The following is a 20,626-nucleotide window of genomic DNA, read 5'->3' on the forward strand; positions in this document are numbered from 1 at the left end:
TCTTACTCCTACGGGAGGTGGTCGGTCCTACAGCGCAAGACCGCTGAACAGGACTACTTCTTGCCCGGCTTCTTCTTACCGGCGATCGCGCGACGCGGGCCCTTGCGGGTACGCGCGTTCGTGCTGGTGCGCTGACCGTGCACCGGCAGGCCACGACGGTGGCGGATGCCCTGGTAGCACTGGATCTCGATCTTGCGGCGGATGTCGCCCTGGATCTCGCGGCGGAGGTCACCCTCGGTACGGAGGTTGGCGTCCACGTACTCGCGGATCTTGACGAGGTCCTCTTCGGCCAGGTCACGAACGCGGGTGTTCGGGTTCACGCCGGTGGAGGCGAGGATCTCCTTGGACCGGGTGCGCCCGATACCGAAGACGTAGGTGAGTGCGATCTCCACACGCTTTTCGCGCGGGATGTCAACACCGGAAACGCGTGCCATTCAATGGCTCCTGTGTGTTCGGGGGTCTGCAACAGAACCGCTCCCGACCGCCGACCGCCCTTGTGGGCGGTGGTACGTCCGGGTCCCCGGCCCCCGCCGGAGGTGCCGCCGGCCCCTGAGGGCTGGGCGGGTTCTGCTTATGTACGTTTTCTTACGTCGCGCGAAGAACTGCGTAGTGCAGGTCGGTCGGCGTGCGTCAGCCCTGGCGCTGCTTGTGGCGCAGGTTGTCGCAGATGACCATGACCCGACCGTGGCGGCGGATCACCTTGCACTTGTCGCAGATCTTCTTGACGCTCGGCTTGACCTTCATGTTGGTGAGGTTCTCCGGGTCAGTGCCACCACCCGCACCGGGACGGATGCCCAGGCAGGAGTGAGGACAAGATCTACTTGTATCGGTAGACGATCCGGCCACGCGTCAGGTCGTACGGAGACAGCTCCACAACGACCCGGTCATCGGGAAGGATGCGGATGTAGTGCATACGCATCTTGCCGCTGATGTGCGCGAGGACCTTGTGACCGTTCTGGAGTTCCACCTTGAACATGGCGTTCGGGAGGGACTCGATCACGGTGCCCTCGATCTCGATGGCACCTTGCTTCTTGGCCACGCTTCGCCTTTCGAATCGGCTACCTTGATCGGCTCCGCGCTCATGCAGGGCATGGAAATGCACGAGAGCCGACGAGTCAGTCTACGTCAGGGCACCCAGAAAGACGAATCCGGAAAGTTTGCCCATGAGTCTAGATCATTAACCGACGACTACCCGAGGGGGTCCGGGGCCGTGGTGATGCCGTACTCCGCCAGCTTCGCCTTGCCGCAGACCCAATCCCGGACGCCGCCCTCGCGGGCTCGGCGCTGGCGCGCCTCACATGCTTCGGACGGCTGCGCCGGACTCCGCCCGTCGTCCGGCCCGCGGCCGCCGCCCCGCAGGTGGCTCGCCTTGGCCGCCCGGCTCAGCCCAGCGGGTCCGGGGCCGTCGTGATGCCGTACTCCGCCAGCTTCGCCTTGCCGCAGTCCGGGCTGGTCAGGACGATCGGGCCGGCTTCCGTCAGGGCGACCGAGTGCTCCCAGTGCGAGGACCAGGTGCCGTCCGTGGTGATGACCGTCCAGTCGTCGGACAGGACCTCCGTCTGGGCGGTGCCCAGGGAGACCATCGGCTCGATCGCCAGGCACAGGCCCGGGACCAGCTTGACGCCCTTGCCGCGCTTGCGCGAGACGTAGTTCAGCAGGTGCGGGTCCATGTGCATCTCGGAACCGATGCCGTGGCCGCCGTAGTCCTCGATGATCCCGAACTTGCCGAGGCTGTGCTCACCGGTCGACGGCCGCGGCTGGCGCTTGATGTAGCCCTCGATCGCCTTCGAGATGTCCACCAGGCGGTTGCCGAGCTTCATGGCCGCGATGCCGGCCCACATCGACTCCTCGGTGACCCGGGACAGCTCGATCAGCTCCGGAGCGTGACCGGTGCCCACGAAGGCCGTGTACGCCGCGTCGCCGTGCCAGCCGTCCACGATCGCGCCGGCGTCGATGGAGATGACGTCGCCGTCCTTCAGGACCGTCTTGTCGTCCGGGATGCCGTGGACGACGACCTCGTTCACCGAGGTGCAGATGGTCGCGGGGAAGCCGCCGTAGCCGAGGAAGTTCGACTTCGCGCCGGCGTCGGCGATCACCTTCCGGGCCACCATGTCCAGGTCCCGCGTCGTGGAGCCCGGCACGGCCGCCTCACGGGTCGCCGAGTGGATCGCGGCGACGACCAGCCCTGCCTCCCGCATCTTCGCGATCTGCTCGGGAGTCTTCAGCTGAACCATGAACGGGGACCTTCCACCTTCGAAAACGGGTCTTCTCAACAGTAAGGCCGCGATGCCCGAGGGACACCGCGGCCGTACTGTCGGTCACGAACTGGAGTGACTACTTCTTGAGGGCGTCCATCGCCCGCTTGGTGATCTCGTGCACCTCACCGAGGGCGGAGATGGTCACCAGCAGACCCTGGGCCTTGTAGTAGTCGATGATCGGCTCGGTCTGCGTGTGGTAGACCTCGAGCCGGTTGCGCACCGTCGACTCGGAGTCGTCGTCGCGCTGGTAGAGCTCGCCCTCGCACTTGTCGCAGACGCCCTCGACCTTCGGCGCCGCGTAGATCACGTGGAAGACGTGCGCGGAATCCTTGCGGCAGATGCGACGCCCGGCGATCCGCTTGACGACCTCGTCCTCCTCGACCTCCAGGTCGAGGATGGCGTCGAGCTTCATGCCCGCTTCGCCCAGCATGGCGTCGAGCGCCTCGGCCTGGGCGACGTTGCGCGGGAAGCCGTCGAGCAGGAAACCGCCCGCGGCGTCCGGCTGCTGCATCCGGTCCTTGGCCATGCCGATGGTGATCTCGTCCGGGACGAGCTCACCGGCGTCCATGAACGCCTTCGCACGGCGGCCCAGCTCGGTGCCCTGGCTGATGTTGGCGCGGAAGAGGTCGCCCGTGGAGATGTGCGGGATCGACAGGTTCTTGGCGAGGAACGCGGCCTGCGTTCCCTTGCCCGCCCCGGGGGGTCCGACGAGGACGATTCGCATCAGCGGAGGAACCCTTCGTAGTTGCGCTGCTGGAGCTGGCTCTCGATCTGCTTCACGGTTTCCAGACCCACACCCACGATGATGAGGATGCTCGTCCCGCCGAACGGGAAGTTCTGGTTCGCTCCGAAGCCCGCCAACGCCATTGTCGGCACAAGAGCGATGAGACCCAGGTACAGCGACCCCGGCCAGGTGATCCGGTTGAGTACGTAGCTCAGGTACTCGGCGGTAGGCCGGCCGGCGCGGATGCCCGGGATGAACCCACCATACTTCTTCATGTTGTCCGCAACTTCCTCGGGGTTGAACGAGATCGCCACGTAGAAGAACGCGAAGAAAACGATCAGGAAGAAGTAGGCGGCGATGTAGTACGGGTGGTCGCCCTTGACGAAGTGCTTCTGGATCCACGTCGCCCAGCCGGCCGTCGAACCGCTGAACTGCACGATCAGCGCCGGGATGTACAGCAGCGACGAGGCGAAGATGACCGGGATGACACCGGCCTGGTTCACCTTGAGCGGGATGTAGGTGGACGTACCGCCGTAAGCACGGCGGCCGATCATGCGCTTCGCGTACTGGACCGGGATCCGGCGCTGCGCCTGTTCGACGAAGACCACCAGGGCCACCATCGCGAGGCCCACCAGGATGACGACCGCGAACTCCACCCAGCCATCAGCGATCTTGCCCTGGAGCTTGATGGTCCAGAGGGCGCCGACGAAGCCGGCCGCGATCGAGATGAACATCAGGATGGACATGCCGTTGCCGATGCCGCGGTCGGTGATGAGCTCACCGAGCCACATGACGACACAGGTACCGGCGGTCATGGTGACCACCATGGTGATGGTGGTGAAGATCGAGTGGTTCGGGACGATCTCGCGAGCGACCGGGCAGGTGCCGAAGAGGGCGCCGGTGCGCGCGGTGGCGACGAGACCGGTGCCCTGGAGGATCGCGAGCGCGACCGTCAGATAGCGCGTGTACTGAGTGATCTTCGCCGTGCCGGACTGGCCCTCTTTTTTGAGGTTCTCCAGCTTCGGGATGACCACGGTCAGCAGCTGCAGGATGATGCTCGCCGTGATGTAGGGCATGATGCCGAGCGCGAAGATCGTGATCTGCAGCAGCGCACCGCCACTGAACATGTTGACCAGACCGAAGAGGCTGTTGCTGCTCCCCATCTGGTCCACGCAGATCTGGACGTTCTTGTAGCTCACGCCGGGTACCGGGATGTGGGACCCGAGCCGATACAGCACGATGATGCCGAGTGTGAAGAGCAGCTTCTTGCGCAGGTCGGGCGTCTTGAACGCCCGGGCGAACGCGGTGAGCACGGTGCCTCCTGCGACCCCCGCGCTACTGCGTCAGAGGTGACGGTCTGAAGGATCGACGAATACGTACAAGCAAAGGTGCACGCCACCTTACCGGCGAGTGCACCCCCCGTGGAACGACCAACCGGGGATGCCCCATATGTGAGGCATCCCCGGTCGGGTTTCTAGCTATTTGTCACAAGAGTTTCGTCTTAGACGAGCTCGGTGACGGTGCCGCCGGCGGCGGCAATCTTCTCCTTGGCGGAGGCGGAGACGGCGTCAACCGAAACCGTCAGCGCCACGGAGATCTCGCCCTGGCCCAGGACCTTGACGAGGCTGTTCTTGCGAACCGCGCCCTTGGCGACCAGGTCGGCCACCGTGACCTCTCCACCCTCGGGGTAGAGGGCACCGAGCTTGTCCAGGTTGACAACCTGGAACTCGGTGCGGAACGGGTTCTTGAAGCCCTTCAGCTTCGGCAGGCGCATGTGGAGGGGCATCTGCCCACCCTCGAAGCGCTGCGGAACCTGGTAGCGGGCCTTCGTACCCTTGGTACCACGACCAGCCGTCTTACCCTTCGACGCCTCACCGCGACCCACACGGGTCTTCGCGGTCTTGGCGCCGGGGGCCGGACGGAGGTTGTGAGCCTTCAGCGGGCTGTTCTCAGCCATGATTAGTCAACCTCCTCAACCGTCACGAGGTGGCGGACGGTGTGCACCATGCCGCGGAACTCGGGACGGTCCTCCTTGACGACCACGTCGTTCAGGCGCTTGAGCCCGAGCGAACGAAGGGTGTCGCGGTGGTTCTGCTTGCTGCCGATGTACGACTTCGTCTGCGTGATCTTGAGGCGGGCCATCAGACACCCGCCCCAGCGCGCGCACGAAGCAGGGCCGCGGGGGCGACGTCCTCGAGCGGCAGACCGCGGCGGGCCGCGATCTCCTCGGGACGCTGCAGGCCCTTCAGGGCCTCCACGGTCGCGTGCACGATGTTGATCGCGTTGTCGGAGCCGAGCGACTTCGACAGGATGTCGTGAACGCCGGCGCACTCCAGAACGGCGCGCACCGGGCCACCGGCGATAACACCGGTACCGGGGGAAGCAGGCTTCAGCAGGACAACGCCGGCCGCCTTCTCGCCCTGGATCGGGTGCGGGATGGTGCCCTGGATGCGGGGAACCTTGAAGAAGTTCTTCTTGGCTTCCTCGACGCCCTTGGCGATGGCCGCGGGAACTTCCTTGGCCTTGCCGTAACCGACACCTACGGTGCCGTCACCGTCACCCACCACGACGAGCGCGGTGAAGCTGAAGCGACGACCACCCTTGACAACCTTGGCGACACGGTTGATCGCGACAACGCGCTCAACGTAAGCGGTCTTCTCGGCGGCAGCGCCACCGTCGCGACCCTTCCGGTCCCGCCGCTCGCCGCCACCGGCACCGCTGCCGCGGCGCTGGGGTCCAGCCATTGGATTACCTCTCTCTGTTACGTCCGTGAGTCCCGGAACCGGGGCTTAGAACTTCAGCCCGGCTTCGCGGGCGGCGTCAGCCAGAGCGGCAATGCGCCCGGCGTATCGGTTGCCACCGCGGTCAAAGACGACGGTCTCGACACCCGCGGCCTTGGCGCGCTCGGCGACGAGCGCGCCGACGGCCTGGGCCTGGGAGCTCTTGTCGCCCTCGCCACCGCGGATCGAAGCGTCCAGGGTCGACGCCGACGCAAGGGTGTGACCCTTGAGGTCGTCGATGACCTGAGCAACGATGTTGCGGTTCGAACGCGTCACGACGAGGCGCGGACGCTCCGCCGTACCCGAGACGTTCTTGCGGATGCGGATGTGGCGGCGAGCCTTGGCAGCGCGCTTGTACGCGTCGCCCTTGGCGATCTTCACACCGTATGCCATGGCTACTTACCAGCCTTTCCGACCTTGCGGCGGATGACCTCGCCGGCGTACTTGACACCCTTGGCCTTGTACGGGTCGGGCTTCCGCAGCTTGCGGATGTTGGCGGCGACCTCGCCGACCTTCTGCTTGTCGATGCCCTCGACCGAGAACTTGGTCGGGGACTCGACCTTGAACGAGATGCCGTCGGGCGCCGTGACCAGGATCGGGTGGCTGTAGCCGAGCTGGAACTCCAGGTCGGAGCCCTTCGCGGCCACGCGGTAACCGACACCGCTGATCTCGAGGGCCTTGGCGTACCCCTGGGTCACGCCGGTGATCATGTTCGCCACCAGCGTGCGGGACAGGCCGTGCAGGGCCTTGTTCTGACGCTCGTCGTTCGGACGGGTGACGTTCAGAACGCCGTCCTCACCCTTGACGATCTCGATCGGCGCGGCGACGGTGTGGGTGAGCAGACCCTTGGGGCCCTTCACCGCAACCGTGCGGCCATCGATGGTGACGTCCACACCGGCGGGAACCTGGATGGGGAGCTTGCCGATTCGCGACATTGCTTTTCCTCCGTTCCCGACTACCAGACGTAGGCGAGGACTTCCCCACCTACGCCCTTCTTGCCTGCCTGCTGGCCGGTCAGGAGACCGTGCGACGTGGAGATGATCGCCACGCCGAGGCCGCCGAGGACCTTGGGCAGGTTGGTGGACTTCGCGTACACGCGCAGACCGGGCTTCGAGATCCGCTTGATGCCCGCGATGGAGCGCTCACGGTTCGGCCCGAACTTCAGCTCGAGGACGAGGTTCTTGCCGACCTCGGCGTCCTCGACCTTCCAGCCGGTGATGAAACCCTCCTGCTTGAGGATCTCCGCGATGTGCGACTTGATCTTGCTGTGCGGCATCACGACGGTGTCGTGGTACGCCGAGTTAGCGTTACGCAGACGGGTCAGCATGTCTGCGATCGGGTCAGTCATGGTCATGAAGTGGCCTTCGGCCTCTCTCGCCGGGGTTTCCTGTATGCGCCATCCCTCTCCCCGCTCAGAGGCGGGACGGGTGCGGTGCGGGGACCTACGGCGTAGTAAGTCGTTATGGGCGGCGGACGCCCAACCACACAAGCCTAAGGCATGCGCGGCCGGGCATCCGCCGACCAGATGCTTACCGAGAGTCTCTGGAACTTCCCCAAGTCCTTACGGACCGGAGGGAATTACCAGGAGCTCTTGGTCACGCCCGGCAGCTCGCCACGGTGAGCCATCTCACGAAGGCACACGCGGCACAGGCCGAACTTGCGGTACACGGAGTGGGGGCGACCGCAGCGCTGGCAGCGGGTGTACGCACGCACACCGAACTTGGGCTTGCGGGCAGCCTTCGCGATGAGAGCCTTCTTCGCCATCTCGCTTACGCCTCCTTGAAGGGGAAGCCGAGGTGACGAAGGAGCGCGCGGCCCTCGTCGTCGTTGGTCGCCGTGGTCACCACGGTGATGTCCATACCCCGGGTACGGTCGATCTTGTCCTGGTCGATCTCGTGGAACATGACCTGCTCCGTGAGACCGAAGGTGTAGTTGCCACGGCCGTCGAACTGCTTCGGCGACAGACCACGGAAGTCACGGATACGCGGCAGCGCGAGCGACAGCGTACGGTCCAGGAACTCCCACATGCGGTCACCACGGAGGGTGACGTGGCAGCCGATCGGCTGACCCTCGCGCAGCTTGAACTGCGCGATGGACTTGCGGGCCTTCGTGACGGCCGGCTTCTGACCGGTGATCGTCGTCAGGTCGCGGATGGCGCCGTCGATCAGCTTCGAGTCACGGGCGGCGTCGCCGACACCCATGTTCACGACGATCTTGACGAGGCCGGGGATCTGCATGACGTTCTCGTAGGAGAACTCCTCACGCAGCTTGCCCGCGATGTCCTCGCGGTACTTCGTCTTCAGACGCGGAGTGGTAGCCATCAGATGTCCTCACCCGTGCGCTTGGCAACGCGGATCTTGTTGCCCTCGTCGTCGAAGCGGAAACCGACGCGGGTGACGACCTTCTTGCCGTCCTTCTCCACGACCAGCTGGACGTTGGACACGTGGACGGGGGCCTCGGTGATCACGATGCCGCCGGCCTGGTTCTGCCCAGCCTTGGTGTGCTTCTTGACCCGGTTGACACCCTCGACCAGAACACGGGACTCGGTCGGGAAGGCCGCGATGACCTTGCCCTGCTTGCCCTTGTCCTTACCGGTGATGACCTGGACCAGGTCGCCCTTCTTGATCTTCATGCTTACAGCACCTCCGGCGCGAGCGAGATGATCTTCATGAACTTCTTCTCGCGCAGCTCACGGCCCACGGGGCCGAAGATACGGGTGCCGCGAGGGTCGCCGTCGTTCTTCAGAATGACGGCGGCGTTCTCGTCGAAGCGGATGTACGAGCCGTCCTGGCGGCGGCGCTCCTTGACGGTGCGAACGATGACCGCCTTGACGACGTCACCCTTCTTCACGTTGCCACCGGGGATCGCATCCTTGACGGTGGCGACGATGACGTCACCGATGCCCGCGTAGCGGCGACCGGAGCCACCGAGAACACGGATGCAAAGGATCTCCTTGGCACCAGTGTTGTCGGCGACACGCAGTCGCGACTCCTGCTGGATCACGTCTATCTCCTGTTTGTCTGCCGGTTCCCGGCCGGGGCTTCAGAGAAGCCCCGGCCGAGCCTGGCGGAACGAACCTGAAGGGTTACCCCTTCAAGTGATTACTTGGCCTTCTCGAGGATCTCGACGATGCGCCAGCGCTTCGTCGCCGACAGCGGACGCGTCTCCATGATGAGGACGCGGTCGCCGACGCCGGCAGCGTTCTGCTCGTCGTGCGCCTTGAGCTTGTTCGTACGGCGGATGACCTTGCCGTACAGCGCGTGCTTCACGCGGTCCTCGACGGCGACGACGACGGTCTTGTCCATCTTGTCGCTGACGACCAGACCCTCGCGGGTCTTGCGGAAACCGCGCTCGGTCTTCTCAGTCACGTTGTTCTCGCTCATCAGGCGTTCTCCACCGTCTCGATACCGAGCTCACGCTCGTGCATCAGGGTGTAGATGCGAGCGATGTCCTTACGGACGGACTTGAGCCGGCCGTTGTTCTCCAGCTGGCCGGTGGCCGCCTGGAAACGGAGCTTGAACAGCTCCTCCTTGGCCTCGCGCAGCTTGGCAACGAGCTCCTCGTTGCCGAGCTCGCGGAGCTCGGACGCCTTGGTTCCCGTCGCCATCACGACTCACCTGCCTCGCGCTTGACGATGCGGCACTTCATCGGCAGCTTGTGGGCCGCACGAGTGAGAGCCTCACGCGCAATCTTTTCGTTCGGGTAGGACAGCTCGAACATGACCCGACCCGGGTGCACGTTCGCGATCCACCACTCGGGGGAACCCTTACCGGAACCCATGCGGGTCTCGGCAGGCTTCTTCGTCAGCGGACGGTCCGGGTAGATGTTGATCCAGACCTTGCCGCCACGCTTGATGTGGCGGGTCATCGCGATACGAGCCGCCTCGATCTGGCGGTTCGTCACGTAGGCGGGGGTGAGCGCCTGGATGCCGTACTCGCCGAACGAGACCTCAGTACCGCCCTTGGCCATACCGCTGCGCTTCGGGTGGTGCTGCTTGCGGTGCTTGACCCTACGAGGGATCAGCATGTCGGTCAGGCCTCCGTTCCGGTGCTCTCAGCCGGAGCGGCGGCGGGGGCGTCGGCCTTGGGGGCCTCGGCACCAGCAGCCTGCTGCGGCTTGCGGCCACCACGGCCGCCGCGCTCGCCACCACGGCCACCACGGCCGGCGGGACGGTCGCCAGCGCCGGCACCACGGGCCGGGCGGTTACCCGCACGGGCCGCAGCGTTCTCGGCGCGAACCTCGGCGATGTTCTTGACGTCGCCCTTGTAGATCCAGACCTTCACGCCGATACGGCCGAAGGTGGTCTTGGCCTCGAAGAAGCCGTAGTCCACGTTCGCGCGCAGCGTGTGCAGCGGCACACGACCCTCGCGGTAGAACTCGGAGCGGGACATCTCGGCGCCGCCGAGACGGCCGCCGCACTGGATCTTGATGCCCTTGGCGCCGGCCTTCATGGTGCCCTGCATGCTCTTGCGCATGGCACGACGGAAGGAGACGCGGGAGGAGAGCTGCTCGGCAACGGCCTGGGCAACGAGCTGAGCGTCGAGCTCGGGGTTCTTGACCTCGAGGATGTTCAGCTGGACCTGCTTGCCCGTGAGCTTCTCGAGGTCACCGCGGATGCGGTCGGCCTCGGCGCCACGGCGGCCGATGACGATGCCGGGACGGGCGGTGTGGATGTCCACACGCACGCGGTCACGGGTGCGCTCGATCTCAACCTTCGAGATGCCGGCGCGCTCCATGCCGGACGTCATCATCCGACGGATGGCGACGTCTTCCTTGACGTAGTCCTTGTACAGCTTGTCGGCGTACCAACGCGACTTGAAGTCGGTGGTGATGCCGAGTCGGAACCCGTGCGGGTTTACCTTCTGGCCCATTACCGGGAACCTTCCTTGCTGCTGACGACCACGGTGATGTGGCTGGTCCGCTTGCGGATCCGGTAGGCACGGCCCTGGGCACGCGGACGGAACCGCTTCAGGGTCGGGCCCTCGTCCACGTACGCCTCGCTGATGACCAGCGTGGAGGCGTCCGGGTGGTTGTAGTTGTGCGCGGCGTTGGCAATGGCGCTGTCCAGCACCTTGCCGACCGGCACGCTCGCGGCCTGCGGGGCGAAACGCAGGACCGCCTGAGCCTCCGTGGCATCCATGCCACGGATGAGGTCCACCACTCGGCGGGCCTTCATGGGCGTGACGCGGATGTACCGCGCCTGGGCCCTGGCTTCCATGGTTGTCCCTTCGGTGTTAGTCATAGTCGTAACCACCCCGCGATTAGCGGCGCTTCGACTTCCGGTCGTCCTTGACGTGGCCGCGGAAGGTGCGAGTCGGCGAGAACTCGCCGAGCTTGTGGCCGACCATCGACTCGGTGACGAACACCGGGACGTGGGTCTTGCCGTTGTGCACCGCGATGGTGTGACCCAGCATGCTGGGGATGATCATCGAGCGACGGGACCAGGTCTTGATGACGTTCTTGGTGCCGGCTTCGTTCTGGACGTCCACCTTCTTTACGAGGTGGTCGTCGACGAAGGGCCCCTTCTTGAGACTGCGCGGCATCTAAACCCGCTCCTAGCGCTTCTTGTTCGTCTTGCGGCGGCGGACGATGTACTTGCTCGAAGCCTTCTTCGGCGAGCGAGTACGACCCTCCTTCTGACCCCACGGGGAGACCGGGTGGCGGCCACCACTGGTCTTGCCCTCACCACCACCGTGCGGGTGGTCAACCGGGTTCATCGCGACACCGCGGACGGTCGGGCGGACGCCCTTCCAGCGCATGCGGCCGGCCTTGCCCCAGTTGATGTTCGACTGCTCGGCGTTGCCGACCTCGCCGACGGTGGCGCGGCAGCGCGCGTCGACGAGACGGATCTCACCGGACGGCATGCGGAGGTGGGCCATCACGCCCTCCTTCGCGAGCAGCTGCACGGAGGCACCGGCGGAGCGGGCGAACTTCGCGCCGCCACCGGGACGGAGCTCGATCGCGTGGATCGTGGTACCGACCGGGATGTTGCGGAGCGCGAGGTTGTTGCCCGGCTTGATGTCGGCCGTCGGGCCGTTCTCGATCCGGTCACCCTGCTGCAGACCGCGCGGCGCGATGATGTAGCGCTTCTCGCCGTCGGCGTAGTGCAGCAGCGCGATGCGCGCGGTGCGGTTGGGGTCGTACTCGATGTGCGCGACCTTGGCCGGCACGCCGTCCTTGTCGTGACGACGGAAGTCGATCACTCGGTAGGCGCGCTTGTGTCCGCCACCCTGGTGGCGAACGGTGATCCGGCCGGTGTTGTTACGGCCGCCCTTGCTGTGCAGAGGGCGAACCAGCGACTTCTCCGGCGTGGACCGCGTGATCTCGACAAAGTCGGCGACGCTGGAGCCACGACGGCCCGGGGTCGTCGGCTTGTACTTGCGGATACCCATTTCTCAGTCCTCGTCCGATTCCGGACGACTAGACCTCCGTTAGGAGGCCTGGCCGCCGAAGATGTCGATACGGTTGCCCTCGGCAAGGGTCACGATGGCGCGCTTGGTGTTGGCGCGCTTGCCGAAACCGGTCTTGGTGCGCTTGCGCTTACCCTGACGGTTGATCGTGTTGACCCCGGTGACCTTGACCGAGAAGACCGCCTCGACGGCCTGCTTGATCTGGGTCTTGTTGGCGCCGGGCGCGACGATGAACGTGTACTTGTTCTCGTCCAGCAGCGCGTAGCTCTTCTCCGAGACGACCGGCTTGATCAGCAGGTCGCGCGGGTCGGTGAAGGTCTTGCTGGTAACGGTCGCCTCAGACATCAGGCCTCGTTCCCTTCGGTCTCATCGGCCTTGGGGCCAGACACGAAGGACTCGAGCGCGGCCTGGGTGAAGACCACGTCGTCAGAGACGATCACGTCGTACGTGTTCAGCTGGCCCGGCTCCAGGATGTGAACCTGGGGCAGGTTGCGGGCGGACAGCCACGCCAGCTCGTCAGAGCGCTCGGCGACCAGGAGCAGGTTCTTGCGCTCCGAGATCTTGCCGAACAGCGTCTTGGCGGCCTTCGTGGAGGCGGCACCCTCGACCACGCCGGTGACGACGTGGATGCGGGAGTGACGCGCACGGTCCGAGAGGGCACCGCGGAGGGCGGCGGCCTTCATCTTCTTGGGGGTCCGCTGCGAGTAGTCACGCGGCTGCGGGCCGTGGACGACGCCACCGCCGGCGAACTGCGGAGCGCGGGTCGAACCCTGACGGGCGCGGCCGGTGCCCTTCTGGCGGTAAGGCTTCTTGCCACCACCACGGACTTCGCCACGGGTCTTGGTCTTGTGCGTGCCCTGACGGGCAGCAGCCAGCTGCGCGACGACGACCTGGTGGATCAGCGGAACGCTGGTCTTCGCGTCGAAGATCTCCGCGGGGAGCTCGACGGTACCGGCCTTGTCGCCTGCCGGCGAAAGGATGTCAATGGTGCTCATTACCTCAAGCCCCCTTGGCCGCGGTACGGACCAGGACGAGGCCGCCGTTCGGACCGGGGACCGCACCCTTGATCAGGAGCAGACCCTTCTCCGCGTCAACCGCGTGGATGGTCAGGTTCTGGGTGGTGACGCGCTCGTTACCCATGCGACCGGCCATGCGCATGCCCTTGAAGACACGCCCAGGGGTGGCGCAGCCACCGATCGAACCGGGGGAGCGGTGCTTGCGCTGCACACCGTGACCGGCGCCGAGGCCCCGGAAGTTGTGCCGCTTCATGACACCGGCGAAGCCCTTGCCCTTGCTGTTGCCCGTGACGTCAACCTTGACGCCGGACTCGAACACCTCAGCAGTGATCTCCTGGCCGAGCGTGTACTCGCTGGCGTCGGAGGTGCGGAGCTCCACCAGGTGGCGGCGGGGGGTCACGTCGGCCTTGGCGAAGTGGCCCTTGAGGGGCTTGTTCACCTTGCGCGGGTCGATCTCGCCGAAGGCGATCTGGACCGACTCGTAGCCGTCGATGTCGTTCGTACGGACCTGGGTCACGACGCAGGGTCCGGCCTTGACGACGGTCACCGGGACGACACGGTTGTTCTCGTCCCAGACCTGGGTCATGCCGAGCTTCTCGCCCAGGACGCCCTTGATCTGCTTTGCCATCTTCTCGACGCCTCTCAGAGCTTGATCTCGATGTCAACGCCGGCCGGAAGGTCCAGGCGCATCAGCGAGTCAACGGTCTTGGGCGTCGGGTCGAGGATGTCGATCAGGCGCTTGTGCGTGCGCATCTCGAAGTGCTCGCGCGAGTCCTTGTACTTGTGCGGCGACTTGATGACGCAGTACACGTTCTTCTCAGTGGGCAGCGGCACCGGGCCCGCGACCGACGCACCAGTGCGCGTCACCGTCTCGACGATCTTCTTCGCCGAGGAGTCGATGACCTCGTGGTCGTAGGCCTTGAGCCGGATGCGGATCTTCTGTCCCGCCATGGCTACTCCGTAGTCCTGTCTGTGTGTGGAAACGCTCTGGCCCCCGGGAGGCTGCGGAACGGGGTTCCGCGGCTTCTCTCCGACCCACGCGGTCGGGCGTGTCGCACACCCTCTACAGAAAATTCCCATACGGAAATTCCCTCGTCCAAGGGGATGCGGTCCTGACCGCGCTTCGGGGGAGAAACACCCACCGAGTGCCTGGTGGGCACCGTGCTGACACTTCCCAGAAGATTCCCGTACGTCCGTCCTCATTGCTGCCCCGAAAGGCAGATTAAGGACGACGAGTACTGTGGGACTCGCTTCCGGTCCTCCCGGCGGGAGGCGCACAGCATCGGCACTCAACCGAGCAACTTGAGTAGTCTGCCATACGAGACACGTACCTGGCCAATCGGGCCGAAGAGAATACCCCGCCGCGCGGACACGTCAAACCGCGCCACGCGACGGGGATCCCAGGTCAGGACCGGGTCACGGTCCCGCAGCCGTCGCCCTGAATGTCCCCGCTGCGGTCGTACGGGTCCCTCGGTGTCCCGGAGGGACGGGTTCCTCCCGAAGTGTCCTTCGGGAAGTCCGGGTGCAGGAAGCCCCGGGTCGCCTCGCACTGCACGTTCGACCACTCCGACTTGTACGTGTGCAGCTGCAGCCGGCCCTGGGTGGCCTGCCAGCGCGACGGGTCGAGCACCGAGAAGGTGATCTGCCGGCGCACGATGGTCCGCTGCACGCTCCGGTCCGCCCTCGTCATGGGGTGCACGAAGGTGTAGTCGGTCACCAGCAGCACCTCCCCCGGCTCCCCCGCCGCCACGCGCATGCTCCCGCGCACCTTCACCACGTCGCCGACGGGCTGGGCCTCCGCGGGGTCGAAGCGGGTGAACAGCAGCACCGGACTGTCCGCGCCGTCCGGCTGCGCCAGGCTGCGCTCCACGCGCTCCGGCACTTCCGGCTGCCGGGGGTCCAGCAGGGCCAGGGCCCCCTCGGGGCGCCCGCCCTTCAGGTTGGCCGGGTCCAGGTCGGCCGCTACCAGGAACCGCTTGGCCTTCGACAGCGCGTCCGCGACCTGCTCCTTCGACATCCAGCCGACCGCGGCGGCCTCCGGCACCTCGATCCCGGCGGCGCCATCGGCCCACTGTGCGGCCGGCGAGCCCCGGAACGGCTCCTTCAGGGTCGGGGAGTCCGGGTACGCGGCCTCCGGGGCCGCGGTCGGGCGTACCGACTCGGCGGGCAGCGGCGGGGCCCCCGCGGCCGCCTCACGGGCTTCGGTCTTCCCCGTCAGCCGGTCGATGAGCAGCTCCGGCCGTACGACGATCAGCGCCAGGGCCGCGATGCCCACGATCGCGGCGGTGGCCTTGATGCCCCGCCGACGGCGGCCCCGGCCCTCCATCTCCTGCCAGGCCGGGCCCGTCCGCCAGCCCGGGGGCTCGCTCGGCACGGTCCGCCGGCGGCCGGAGGGGCCGTCCCGGCCGGCCGCCCGGGAGCGTTCCTCCTCCTCGCGCCGCAGCCGCTCGGTGACCATCCGCGCCCGCGCCGAGGGCTCCTTCGGCGCGTCGGCGGCGGCCTCCCGGCCCTCCCGGCCCTCCCGCGCGATCTGCTCGCCGAAGCGCTCCCACTCCTCGTCGGAGATACCCGACCCGCCGGCGTCCTGCCGCCCCATGCTTCCCCACCCCGAACATCCGTACGTCGATCCGAGCCGGAGCCTCTCACGGCCCCGCTCCCATCATTACCGGGGGGTACGACAAGGGCCCCTCCCCCACCGCCGGAGCGGTGGGAAAGGGGCCCTCGCCTCAAACATGGTGCCCGCTGCTGCGAGCTACCAGGTCAGAACACGAATTACTTCGTGATCTTGGTGACCTGGCCGGCGCCGACGGTGCGACCACCCTCACGGATGGCGAACTTCAGGCCCTCCTCCATGGCGACCGGCTGGATCAGCGCGACCGTCATGTCGGTGTTGTCGCCCGGCATGACCATCTCGGTGCCCTCGGGGAGGGTCACGACGCCGGTCACGTCCGTGGTACGGAAGTAGAACTGCGGGCGGTAGTTGTTGAAGAACGGGGTGTGACGGCCACCCTCGTCCTTCGACAGGATGTACGCGGCGGCCTCGAACTCGGTGTGCGGCGTGACCGAACCGGGCTTGATGATGACCTGGCCGCGCTCGACGTCCTCGCGCTTGATGCCACGGAGGAGCAGACCGACGTTCTCGCCGGCCTGGCCCTCGTCGAGCAGCTTGCGGAACATCTCGATGCCGGTGACCGTGGTGGTGGTCTTCTCGGTCTTGATGCCGATGATGTCGACGGTCTCGTTGACCTTGAGGACACCACGCTCGATACGACCGGTGACGACGGTGCCACGACCGGTGATCGTGAAGACGTCCTCGACGGGCATGAGGAACGGCTTCTCGGTGTCACGCGGCGGGGTCGGGATCGACTCGTCGACGGCCTTCATGAGGCCGAGGAGCTTCTCGCCCCACTCCTTGTCGCCCTCGAGCGCCTTGAGCGCGGAGACCTGGACGACCGGCAGGTCGTCGCCCGGGAAGTCGTACTCGGAGAGCAGCTCACGGACCTCGAGCTCGACGAGCTCCAGGATCTCCTCGTCGTCCACCATGTCGGCCTTGTTCAGGGCGACGACGATGTACGGAACGCCGACCTGGCGGGCCAGGAGCACGTGCTCCTTGGTCTGCGGCATCGGGCCGTCGGTGGCGGCGACCACGAGGATGGCGCCGTCCATCTGCGCGGCACCGGTGATCATGTTCTTGATGTAGTCCGCGTGACCCGGGCAGTCGACGTGGGCGTAGTGACGCGCCTCGGTCTGGTACTCGACGTGCGCGATGGAGATGGTGATACCGCGCTGGCGCTCCTCAGGAGCCTTGTCGATCTGGTCGAAGGCCGAGGCCTCGTTCAGGTCCGGGTACGCGTCGTGCAGCACCTTGGTAATGGCGGCCGTGAGGGTCGTCTTACCGTGGTCAATGTGACCGATGGTGCCGATGTTGACGTGCGGCTTAGTCCGCTCGAACTTCGCCTTCGCCACGGGGGTCCTCCTGGAGAGTGGTTCTGTACGCCTTACAGATCGGCGCCAGGTGATCTTTGCTGGATAGCCGGGTTCCCCGGGGCAACGGGAGTGGTTGCTCCTGTTGCCCCAGAGGCTCCGGTGACAAGCCTAAAGCGTGTACTCGGAAGAGTTACTCGCCCTTGGCCTTCGCGATGATCTCCTCGGCGACGTTCCGGGGAACCTCGGCGTAGGAGTCGAACTGCATCGAGTAGCTGGCGCGACCCGAGGTCTTGCTGCGGAGGTCTCCGACGTAGCCGAACATCTCCGAAAGCGGCACGAGGCCCTTCACGACGCGAGCGCCGTGACGCTCCTCCATGGCCTGGATCTGGCCACGGCGGGAGTTGATGTCACCGATGACGTCACCCATGGACTCCTCGGGCGTGGTGACCTCAACGGCCATCATCGGCTCGAGCAGAACGGGCGAAGCCTTGCGCGCGGCCTCCTTGAAGGCCTGCGAACCGGCGATCTTGAAGGCGAGCTCGGAGGAGTCGACCTCGTGGTAGCCACCGTCGAGAAGCGTGACGCGGACGCCAGTCATCTCGTAGCCGGCCAGGATGCCGAACTGCATGGCTTCCTGCGCACCGGCGTCGACCGAAGGGATGTACTCCTTCGGCACGCGGCCACCGGTGACCTTGTTGACGAACTCGTACGCCGGACCATCGGCGTCCGTGATCGGCTCGATCGCGATCTGCACCTTGGCGAACTGACCGGTACCACCGGTCTGCTTCTTGTGGGTGTAGTCGTGACGCTCGACGGCCTTGCGGATCGTCTCGCGGTACGCGACCTGCGGCTTGCCGACGTTGGCGACGACCTTGAACTCGCGCTTCATACGGTCGACCAGCACCTCGAGGTGCAGCTCGCCCATACCGCCGAGGATGGTCTGGCCGGTCTCCTCGTCCGAGTGGACGTGGAACGACGGGTCCTCTTCCGCGAGACGCTGGATGGCGACACCCAGCTTCTCCTGGTCGCCCTTGGAGGCGGGCTCGATGGCGACCTGGATGACCGGAGCCGGGAAGTCCATGGACTCCAGGATCACGGGCGCCTTGTCGTCACACAGCGTCTCACCGGTGGTGGTCTGCTTCAGGCCCATGACGGCGACGATGTCGCCGGCGCCCACCGCGTCGATCTCCTCACGCTTGTTCGCGTGCATGCGGTAGATCTTGCCGATGCGCTCCTTCTTGCCCTTGACGGAGTTCAGCACCGCGGTGCCGGCCTCCAGGCGGCCCGAGTAAACCCGGACGAAGGTGAGCTTACCGAGGTGCGGGTCGCTCATGATCTTGAACGCGAGCGCGGCGAGGGGCTCCTCGTCCGACGGCTTGCGCTTGACGACGACCTCGGCGTCCTTGACGTCGTGGCCCTCGATGGCCTCGATGTCGAGCGGCGACGGGAGGTAGCGCACGACGGCGTCGAGCAGGGGCTGGACGCCCTTGTTCTTGAACGCCGTACCGCAGAAGACCGCGGTGATCGTGGGCTCGCCCTTGCCCTTGCCGGAGCCGAGGATGATGCGGCGCACGGCCGCGTGCAGCTGCTCCTCGGTGGGCTCGACGCCCTCGAGGAAGAGCTCCATCATCTCTTCGTCGTTCTCGGCGACCTTCTCGACGAGGGTGGCGCGCCACTCCTCAGCGAGCTCGGTGTGCGAGGCCGGGATGTCGACGACGTCGTACATCTCGCCCTTGGTGGCCTCGGCGGACCACACGAGGGCCTTCATGCGGACGAGGTCGACGACACCCTGGAAGTCGGCCTCGGCACCGATCGGGAGCTGCATGACGATCGGAACCGCGCCGAGGCGGCTCTCGATCATGTCGACGCAGCGCATGAACTCGGCGCCGGTGCGGTCGAGCTTGTTGACGAAGCAGATGCGCGGAACGCCGTAGCGGTCGGCCTGACGCCAAACGGTCTCGGACTGCGGCTCTACGCCGGCGACGCCGTCGAACACGGTGACGGCGCCGTCGAGGACGCGGAGCGAACGCTCCACCTCGACGGTGAAGTCGACGTGACCCGGGGTGTCGATGATGTTGATGGTGTGGTCAACATCTTCGAGCGGCCAGTGGCAGGTGGTAGCGGCAGACGTGATGGTGATACCACGCTCCTGCTCCTGCTCCATCCAGTCCATCGTGGCAGCGCCGTCGTGGACCTCACCGATCTTGTACGACACACCGGTGTAGAACAGGATGCGCTCGGTGGTGGTCGTCTTGCCCGCGTCGATGTGGGCCATGATGCCGATGTTGCGCACCTTGGCCAGGTCAAGCGAAGTGGTAGCCATATCGGCTCAGTCTTCTCTCGGTCTCGATGTGGGTTGGGACTACCAGCGGTAGTGCGCGAAGGCCTTGTTGGACTCGGCCATCTTGTGCGTGTCCTCACGCTTCTTGACGGCAGCGCCAAGACCGTTCGAGGCGTCGAGCAGCTCGTTCATCAGGCGCTCGGTCATGGTCTTCTCGCGGCGGGCGCGGGAGTAACCCACGAGCCAGCGGAGGGCCAGGGTCGACTGGCGACCCGGCTTGACCTCGACGGGGACCTGGTAGGTCGCGCCACCGACACGGCGGGACTTGACCTCGAGGGACGGCTTGACGTTCTCCAGCGCGCGCTTCAGCGTGATGACCGGGTCGTTGCCGGTCTTCTCGCGGAGGCCTTCCATGGCGCCGTAGACGATGCGCTCGGCGGTGGAGCGCTTGCCGTTCAGCAGGATCTTGTTGATGAGCGAGGTCACCAGAGGAGATGCGTAGACCGGGTCGATGATGACCGGGCGCTTCGGGGCGGGGCCCTTACGAGGCATTCTTACTTCTCCTTCTTGGCGCCGTAGCGGCTGCGGGCCTGCTTGCGGTTCTTGACAGCCTGGGTGTCAAGCGCACCGCGGATGATCTTGTAACGAACACCCGGCAGGTCCTTCACACGGCCACCACGCACGAGCACGATCGAGTGCTCCTGCAGGTTGTGTCCCTCACCCGGAATGTAAGCGGTGACCTCGATGCCGGAGGTCAGACGCACACGCGCGACCTTACGGAGCGCCGAGTTCGGCTTCTTCGGGGTGGTCGTGAACACACGCGTGCAGACGCCACGACGCTGGGGCGAAGCCTCGAGCGCGGGGGTCTTTGTCTTCTCGACCTTGTCCTGCCGGCCCTTACGGACCAGCTGCTGGATCGTAGGCACTACTTCTCCGGTTTCTGTGTGCCGTGTAGTGAAGCTAACCTGGAACTTTGCCGACCCACGCGGTCGGGTGTGTCGGATCCGGCGAACCTCTCCGCAAGCGCGGAAAGACGCGTGGATCGCAGTGGCCGTTGACTCTCGCGTGCGGTTGATGGACACGCACGGGAGCCCAGGCACACCCCAGGCACAAGGTCTGAGCGTACCCACCGCATCCACTCCGGTCAAAACATGAGCCGCAGCGCCACCGCCGCGACGACCGCACAGCTCAGGCGCCGCACGGGCGGAACGGCCCGGGACGGGGTGGCCG

At 66.1% G+C, this 20,626-nt stretch carries 32 protein-coding genes; all 32 read right to left on the reverse strand.

Annotation, left to right across the window (positions count from 1 at the left end):
• Window positions 1–53: 53 nt before the first annotated feature.
• Window positions 54–434 carry a 30S ribosomal protein S13 gene (gene rpsM / locus OG553_RS13190; RefSeq protein ID WP_007265919.1) on the reverse strand — a complete coding sequence of 127 codons (381 nt, stop codon included), beginning with the start codon at window positions 432–434 and terminating at the stop codon, window positions 54–56.
• Window positions 435–630: 196 nt separating this feature from the next.
• A complete protein-coding gene (gene rpmJ / locus OG553_RS13195) occupies window positions 631–744 on the reverse strand; it encodes a 50S ribosomal protein L36 (protein WP_003956441.1) in 114 nt (37 codons plus the stop codon).
• Window positions 745–817: 73 nt separating this feature from the next.
• The gene (gene infA / locus OG553_RS13200; protein ID WP_003956442.1) at window positions 818–1,039 is read right to left on the reverse strand and encodes a translation initiation factor IF-1; all 222 of its coding nucleotides are present in this window, start codon (window positions 1,037–1,039) and stop codon (window positions 818–820) included.
• 343 nt (window positions 1,040–1,382) lie between these two features.
• Complete coding sequence (map, locus tag OG553_RS13205; RefSeq protein ID WP_405979182.1) at window positions 1,383–2,234, reverse strand: type I methionyl aminopeptidase; 852 nt, start codon at window positions 2,232–2,234, stop codon at window positions 1,383–1,385.
• 100 nt (window positions 2,235–2,334) lie between these two features.
• On the reverse strand, window positions 2,335–2,982 hold the full coding sequence (locus OG553_RS13210) for an adenylate kinase (protein ID WP_405979183.1): 648 nt from the start codon (window positions 2,980–2,982) through the stop codon (window positions 2,335–2,337).
• Window positions 2,982–4,295: a preprotein translocase subunit SecY gene (gene secY / locus OG553_RS13215; protein ID WP_405979184.1), complete on the reverse strand. Its 1,314-nt coding sequence runs from the start codon at window positions 4,293–4,295 to the stop codon at window positions 2,982–2,984. Before secY ends, OG553_RS13210 begins: the two co-directional genes overlap by 1 nt.
• Window positions 4,296–4,483: 188 nt before the next feature.
• Window positions 4,484–4,939, reverse strand: a complete 456-nt coding sequence (rplO, locus tag OG553_RS13220) for a 50S ribosomal protein L15 (RefSeq protein ID WP_344163495.1) — start codon at window positions 4,937–4,939, stop codon at window positions 4,484–4,486.
• 2 nt (window positions 4,940–4,941) lie between these two features.
• Entirely contained in the window at window positions 4,942–5,124 is a 183-nt protein-coding gene (rpmD, locus tag OG553_RS13225) for a 50S ribosomal protein L30 (protein ID WP_005313525.1), read from the reverse strand.
• On the reverse strand, window positions 5,124–5,726 hold the full coding sequence (rpsE, locus tag OG553_RS13230) for a 30S ribosomal protein S5 (RefSeq protein ID WP_007265914.1): 603 nt from the start codon (window positions 5,724–5,726) through the stop codon (window positions 5,124–5,126). Before rpsE ends, rpmD begins: the two co-directional genes overlap by 1 nt.
• A gap of 45 nt (window positions 5,727–5,771) precedes the next feature.
• A complete protein-coding gene (gene rplR, locus OG553_RS13235) occupies window positions 5,772–6,155 on the reverse strand; it encodes a 50S ribosomal protein L18 (RefSeq protein WP_007265913.1) in 384 nt (127 codons plus the stop codon).
• 2 nt (window positions 6,156–6,157) lie between these two features.
• The gene (rplF, locus tag OG553_RS13240) at window positions 6,158–6,697 is read right to left on the reverse strand and encodes a 50S ribosomal protein L6 (RefSeq protein ID WP_007265912.1); all 540 of its coding nucleotides are present in this window, start codon (window positions 6,695–6,697) and stop codon (window positions 6,158–6,160) included.
• 20 nt (window positions 6,698–6,717) lie between these two features.
• Window positions 6,718–7,116 carry a 30S ribosomal protein S8 gene (gene rpsH / locus OG553_RS13245; RefSeq protein ID WP_007265911.1) on the reverse strand — a complete coding sequence of 133 codons (399 nt, stop codon included), beginning with the start codon at window positions 7,114–7,116 and terminating at the stop codon, window positions 6,718–6,720.
• A 224-nt stretch (window positions 7,117–7,340) separates the two neighbouring features.
• Window positions 7,341–7,526 carry a type Z 30S ribosomal protein S14 gene (locus OG553_RS13250; protein ID WP_003956452.1) on the reverse strand — a complete coding sequence of 62 codons (186 nt, stop codon included), beginning with the start codon at window positions 7,524–7,526 and terminating at the stop codon, window positions 7,341–7,343.
• A 5-nt stretch (window positions 7,527–7,531) separates the two neighbouring features.
• Complete coding sequence (gene rplE / locus OG553_RS13255) at window positions 7,532–8,083, reverse strand: 50S ribosomal protein L5 (RefSeq protein WP_030298216.1); 552 nt, start codon at window positions 8,081–8,083, stop codon at window positions 7,532–7,534.
• Complete coding sequence (gene rplX, locus OG553_RS13260) at window positions 8,083–8,394, reverse strand: 50S ribosomal protein L24 (protein WP_007265909.1); 312 nt, start codon at window positions 8,392–8,394, stop codon at window positions 8,083–8,085. The genes rplE and rplX overlap by 1 nt, the downstream gene beginning before the upstream one ends.
• A 2-nt stretch (window positions 8,395–8,396) precedes the next feature.
• Window positions 8,397–8,765, reverse strand: a complete 369-nt coding sequence (gene rplN, locus OG553_RS13265) for a 50S ribosomal protein L14 (protein ID WP_003956455.1) — start codon at window positions 8,763–8,765, stop codon at window positions 8,397–8,399.
• A 98-nt stretch (window positions 8,766–8,863) separates the two neighbouring features.
• Window positions 8,864–9,145: a 30S ribosomal protein S17 gene (rpsQ, locus tag OG553_RS13270; protein ID WP_007265908.1), complete on the reverse strand. Its 282-nt coding sequence runs from the start codon at window positions 9,143–9,145 to the stop codon at window positions 8,864–8,866.
• A complete protein-coding gene (rpmC, locus tag OG553_RS13275) occupies window positions 9,145–9,369 on the reverse strand; it encodes a 50S ribosomal protein L29 (protein WP_007265907.1) in 225 nt (74 codons plus the stop codon). Before rpmC ends, rpsQ begins: the two co-directional genes overlap by 1 nt.
• A complete protein-coding gene (gene rplP, locus OG553_RS13280; protein ID WP_007265906.1) occupies window positions 9,369–9,788 on the reverse strand; it encodes a 50S ribosomal protein L16 in 420 nt (139 codons plus the stop codon). Before rplP ends, rpmC begins: the two co-directional genes overlap by 1 nt.
• Window positions 9,789–9,793: 5 nt before the next feature.
• Window positions 9,794–10,633, reverse strand: a complete 840-nt coding sequence (gene rpsC / locus OG553_RS13285) for a 30S ribosomal protein S3 (protein ID WP_007265905.1) — start codon at window positions 10,631–10,633, stop codon at window positions 9,794–9,796.
• Complete coding sequence (gene rplV, locus OG553_RS13290) at window positions 10,633–10,980, reverse strand: 50S ribosomal protein L22 (protein ID WP_007265904.1); 348 nt, start codon at window positions 10,978–10,980, stop codon at window positions 10,633–10,635. Before rplV ends, rpsC begins: the two co-directional genes overlap by 1 nt.
• A 43-nt stretch (window positions 10,981–11,023) precedes the next feature.
• Entirely contained in the window at window positions 11,024–11,305 is a 282-nt protein-coding gene (gene rpsS / locus OG553_RS13295) for a 30S ribosomal protein S19 (protein ID WP_008739713.1), read from the reverse strand.
• A gap of 12 nt (window positions 11,306–11,317) precedes the next feature.
• Window positions 11,318–12,154: a 50S ribosomal protein L2 gene (gene rplB / locus OG553_RS13300; RefSeq protein ID WP_125822122.1), complete on the reverse strand. Its 837-nt coding sequence runs from the start codon at window positions 12,152–12,154 to the stop codon at window positions 11,318–11,320.
• 39 nt (window positions 12,155–12,193) lie between these two features.
• Window positions 12,194–12,517 (reverse strand): 50S ribosomal protein L23, encoded by a 324-nt coding sequence (rplW, locus tag OG553_RS13305; protein WP_007265901.1) that lies wholly within the window; start codon window positions 12,515–12,517, stop codon window positions 12,194–12,196.
• Window positions 12,517–13,167: a 50S ribosomal protein L4 gene (gene rplD / locus OG553_RS13310; RefSeq protein ID WP_007265900.1), complete on the reverse strand. Its 651-nt coding sequence runs from the start codon at window positions 13,165–13,167 to the stop codon at window positions 12,517–12,519. Before rplD ends, rplW begins: the two co-directional genes overlap by 1 nt.
• A 4-nt stretch (window positions 13,168–13,171) precedes the next feature.
• Entirely contained in the window at window positions 13,172–13,816 is a 645-nt protein-coding gene (gene rplC / locus OG553_RS13315) for a 50S ribosomal protein L3 (RefSeq protein WP_007265899.1), read from the reverse strand.
• Between the two features lie 14 nt (window positions 13,817–13,830).
• Window positions 13,831–14,139, reverse strand: coding sequence for a 30S ribosomal protein S10 (gene rpsJ / locus OG553_RS13320; protein WP_003948644.1), 309 nt, complete (start codon window positions 14,137–14,139; stop codon window positions 13,831–13,833).
• 454 nt (window positions 14,140–14,593) lie between these two features.
• A complete protein-coding gene (locus OG553_RS13325; protein WP_405979185.1) occupies window positions 14,594–15,784 on the reverse strand; it encodes a hypothetical protein in 1,191 nt (396 codons plus the stop codon).
• 176 nt (window positions 15,785–15,960) lie between these two features.
• The gene (gene tuf, locus OG553_RS13330; RefSeq protein WP_405979186.1) at window positions 15,961–17,154 is read right to left on the reverse strand and encodes an elongation factor Tu; all 1,194 of its coding nucleotides are present in this window, start codon (window positions 17,152–17,154) and stop codon (window positions 15,961–15,963) included.
• A 151-nt stretch (window positions 17,155–17,305) separates the two neighbouring features.
• The gene (fusA, locus tag OG553_RS13335; protein WP_405979187.1) at window positions 17,306–19,438 is read right to left on the reverse strand and encodes an elongation factor G; all 2,133 of its coding nucleotides are present in this window, start codon (window positions 19,436–19,438) and stop codon (window positions 17,306–17,308) included.
• 39 nt (window positions 19,439–19,477) lie between these two features.
• Entirely contained in the window at window positions 19,478–19,948 is a 471-nt protein-coding gene (rpsG, locus tag OG553_RS13340) for a 30S ribosomal protein S7 (protein ID WP_007265894.1), read from the reverse strand.
• Between the two features lie 2 nt (window positions 19,949–19,950).
• On the reverse strand, window positions 19,951–20,322 hold the full coding sequence (rpsL, locus tag OG553_RS13345; protein ID WP_007265893.1) for a 30S ribosomal protein S12: 372 nt from the start codon (window positions 20,320–20,322) through the stop codon (window positions 19,951–19,953).
• Window positions 20,323–20,626: the final 304 nt, after the last annotated feature.

It is taken from the genome of Streptomyces sp. NBC_00158, from assembly GCF_045160885.1.
GTDB lineage: Bacteria > Actinomycetota > Actinomycetes > Streptomycetales > Streptomycetaceae > Streptomyces.

Coding starts and splice junctions, on each gene's coding strand:
- rplF (WP_007265912.1), bottom strand. CDS start 6,697: ATGTCGCGAATCGGCAAGCTCCCCATCCAGGTTCCCGCCGGTGTGGAC.
- OG553_RS13325 (WP_405979185.1), bottom strand. CDS start 15,784: ATGGGGCGGCAGGACGCCGGCGGGTCGGGTATCTCCGACGAGGAGTGG.
- OG553_RS13250 (WP_003956452.1), bottom strand. CDS start 7,526: ATGGCGAAGAAGGCTCTCATCGCGAAGGCTGCCCGCAAGCCCAAGTTC.
- fusA (WP_405979187.1), bottom strand. CDS start 19,438: ATGGCTACCACTTCGCTTGACCTGGCCAAGGTGCGCAACATCGGCATC.
- rplC (WP_007265899.1), bottom strand. CDS start 13,816: ATGGCAAAGCAGATCAAGGGCGTCCTGGGCGAGAAGCTCGGCATGACC.
- rplP (WP_007265906.1), bottom strand. CDS start 9,788: ATGCTGATCCCTCGTAGGGTCAAGCACCGCAAGCAGCACCACCCGAAG.
- rpsJ (WP_003948644.1), bottom strand. CDS start 14,139: ATGGCGGGACAGAAGATCCGCATCCGGCTCAAGGCCTACGACCACGAG.
- rplE (WP_030298216.1), bottom strand. CDS start 8,083: ATGGCTACCACTCCGCGTCTGAAGACGAAGTACCGCGAGGACATCGCG.
- rpsE (WP_007265914.1), bottom strand. CDS start 5,726: ATGGCTGGACCCCAGCGCCGCGGCAGCGGTGCCGGTGGCGGCGAGCGG.
- rplO (WP_344163495.1), bottom strand. CDS start 4,939: ATGGCTGAGAACAGCCCGCTGAAGGCTCACAACCTCCGTCCGGCCCCC.
- rpsQ (WP_007265908.1), bottom strand. CDS start 9,145: ATGAGCGAGAACAACGTGACTGAGAAGACCGAGCGCGGTTTCCGCAAG.
- rplV (WP_007265904.1), bottom strand. CDS start 10,980: ATGGAAGCCAGGGCCCAGGCGCGGTACATCCGCGTCACGCCCATGAAG.
- rplD (WP_007265900.1), bottom strand. CDS start 13,167: ATGAGCACCATTGACATCCTTTCGCCGGCAGGCGACAAGGCCGGTACC.
- rpsH (WP_007265911.1), bottom strand. CDS start 7,116: ATGACCATGACTGACCCGATCGCAGACATGCTGACCCGTCTGCGTAAC.
- rpmJ (WP_003956441.1), bottom strand. CDS start 744: ATGAAGGTCAAGCCGAGCGTCAAGAAGATCTGCGACAAGTGCAAGGTG.
- rplR (WP_007265913.1), bottom strand. CDS start 6,155: ATGGCATACGGTGTGAAGATCGCCAAGGGCGACGCGTACAAGCGCGCT.
- rplX (WP_007265909.1), bottom strand. CDS start 8,394: ATGAAGATCAAGAAGGGCGACCTGGTCCAGGTCATCACCGGTAAGGAC.
- rpsS (WP_008739713.1), bottom strand. CDS start 11,305: ATGCCGCGCAGTCTCAAGAAGGGGCCCTTCGTCGACGACCACCTCGTA.
- rpsG (WP_007265894.1), bottom strand. CDS start 19,948: ATGCCTCGTAAGGGCCCCGCCCCGAAGCGCCCGGTCATCATCGACCCG.
- rpsM (WP_007265919.1), bottom strand. CDS start 434: ATGGCACGCGTTTCCGGTGTTGACATCCCGCGCGAAAAGCGTGTGGAG.
- map (WP_405979182.1), bottom strand. CDS start 2,234: ATGGTTCAGCTGAAGACTCCCGAGCAGATCGCGAAGATGCGGGAGGCA.
- OG553_RS13210 (WP_405979183.1), bottom strand. CDS start 2,982: ATGCGAATCGTCCTCGTCGGACCCCCCGGGGCGGGCAAGGGAACGCAG.
- rpmD (WP_005313525.1), bottom strand. CDS start 5,124: ATGGCCCGCCTCAAGATCACGCAGACGAAGTCGTACATCGGCAGCAAG.
- rplB (WP_125822122.1), bottom strand. CDS start 12,154: ATGGGTATCCGCAAGTACAAGCCGACGACCCCGGGCCGTCGTGGCTCC.
- rpsC (WP_007265905.1), bottom strand. CDS start 10,633: ATGGGCCAGAAGGTAAACCCGCACGGGTTCCGACTCGGCATCACCACC.
- rplW (WP_007265901.1), bottom strand. CDS start 12,517: ATGTCTGAGGCGACCGTTACCAGCAAGACCTTCACCGACCCGCGCGAC.
- rpmC (WP_007265907.1), bottom strand. CDS start 9,369: ATGGCGACGGGAACCAAGGCGTCCGAGCTCCGCGAGCTCGGCAACGAG.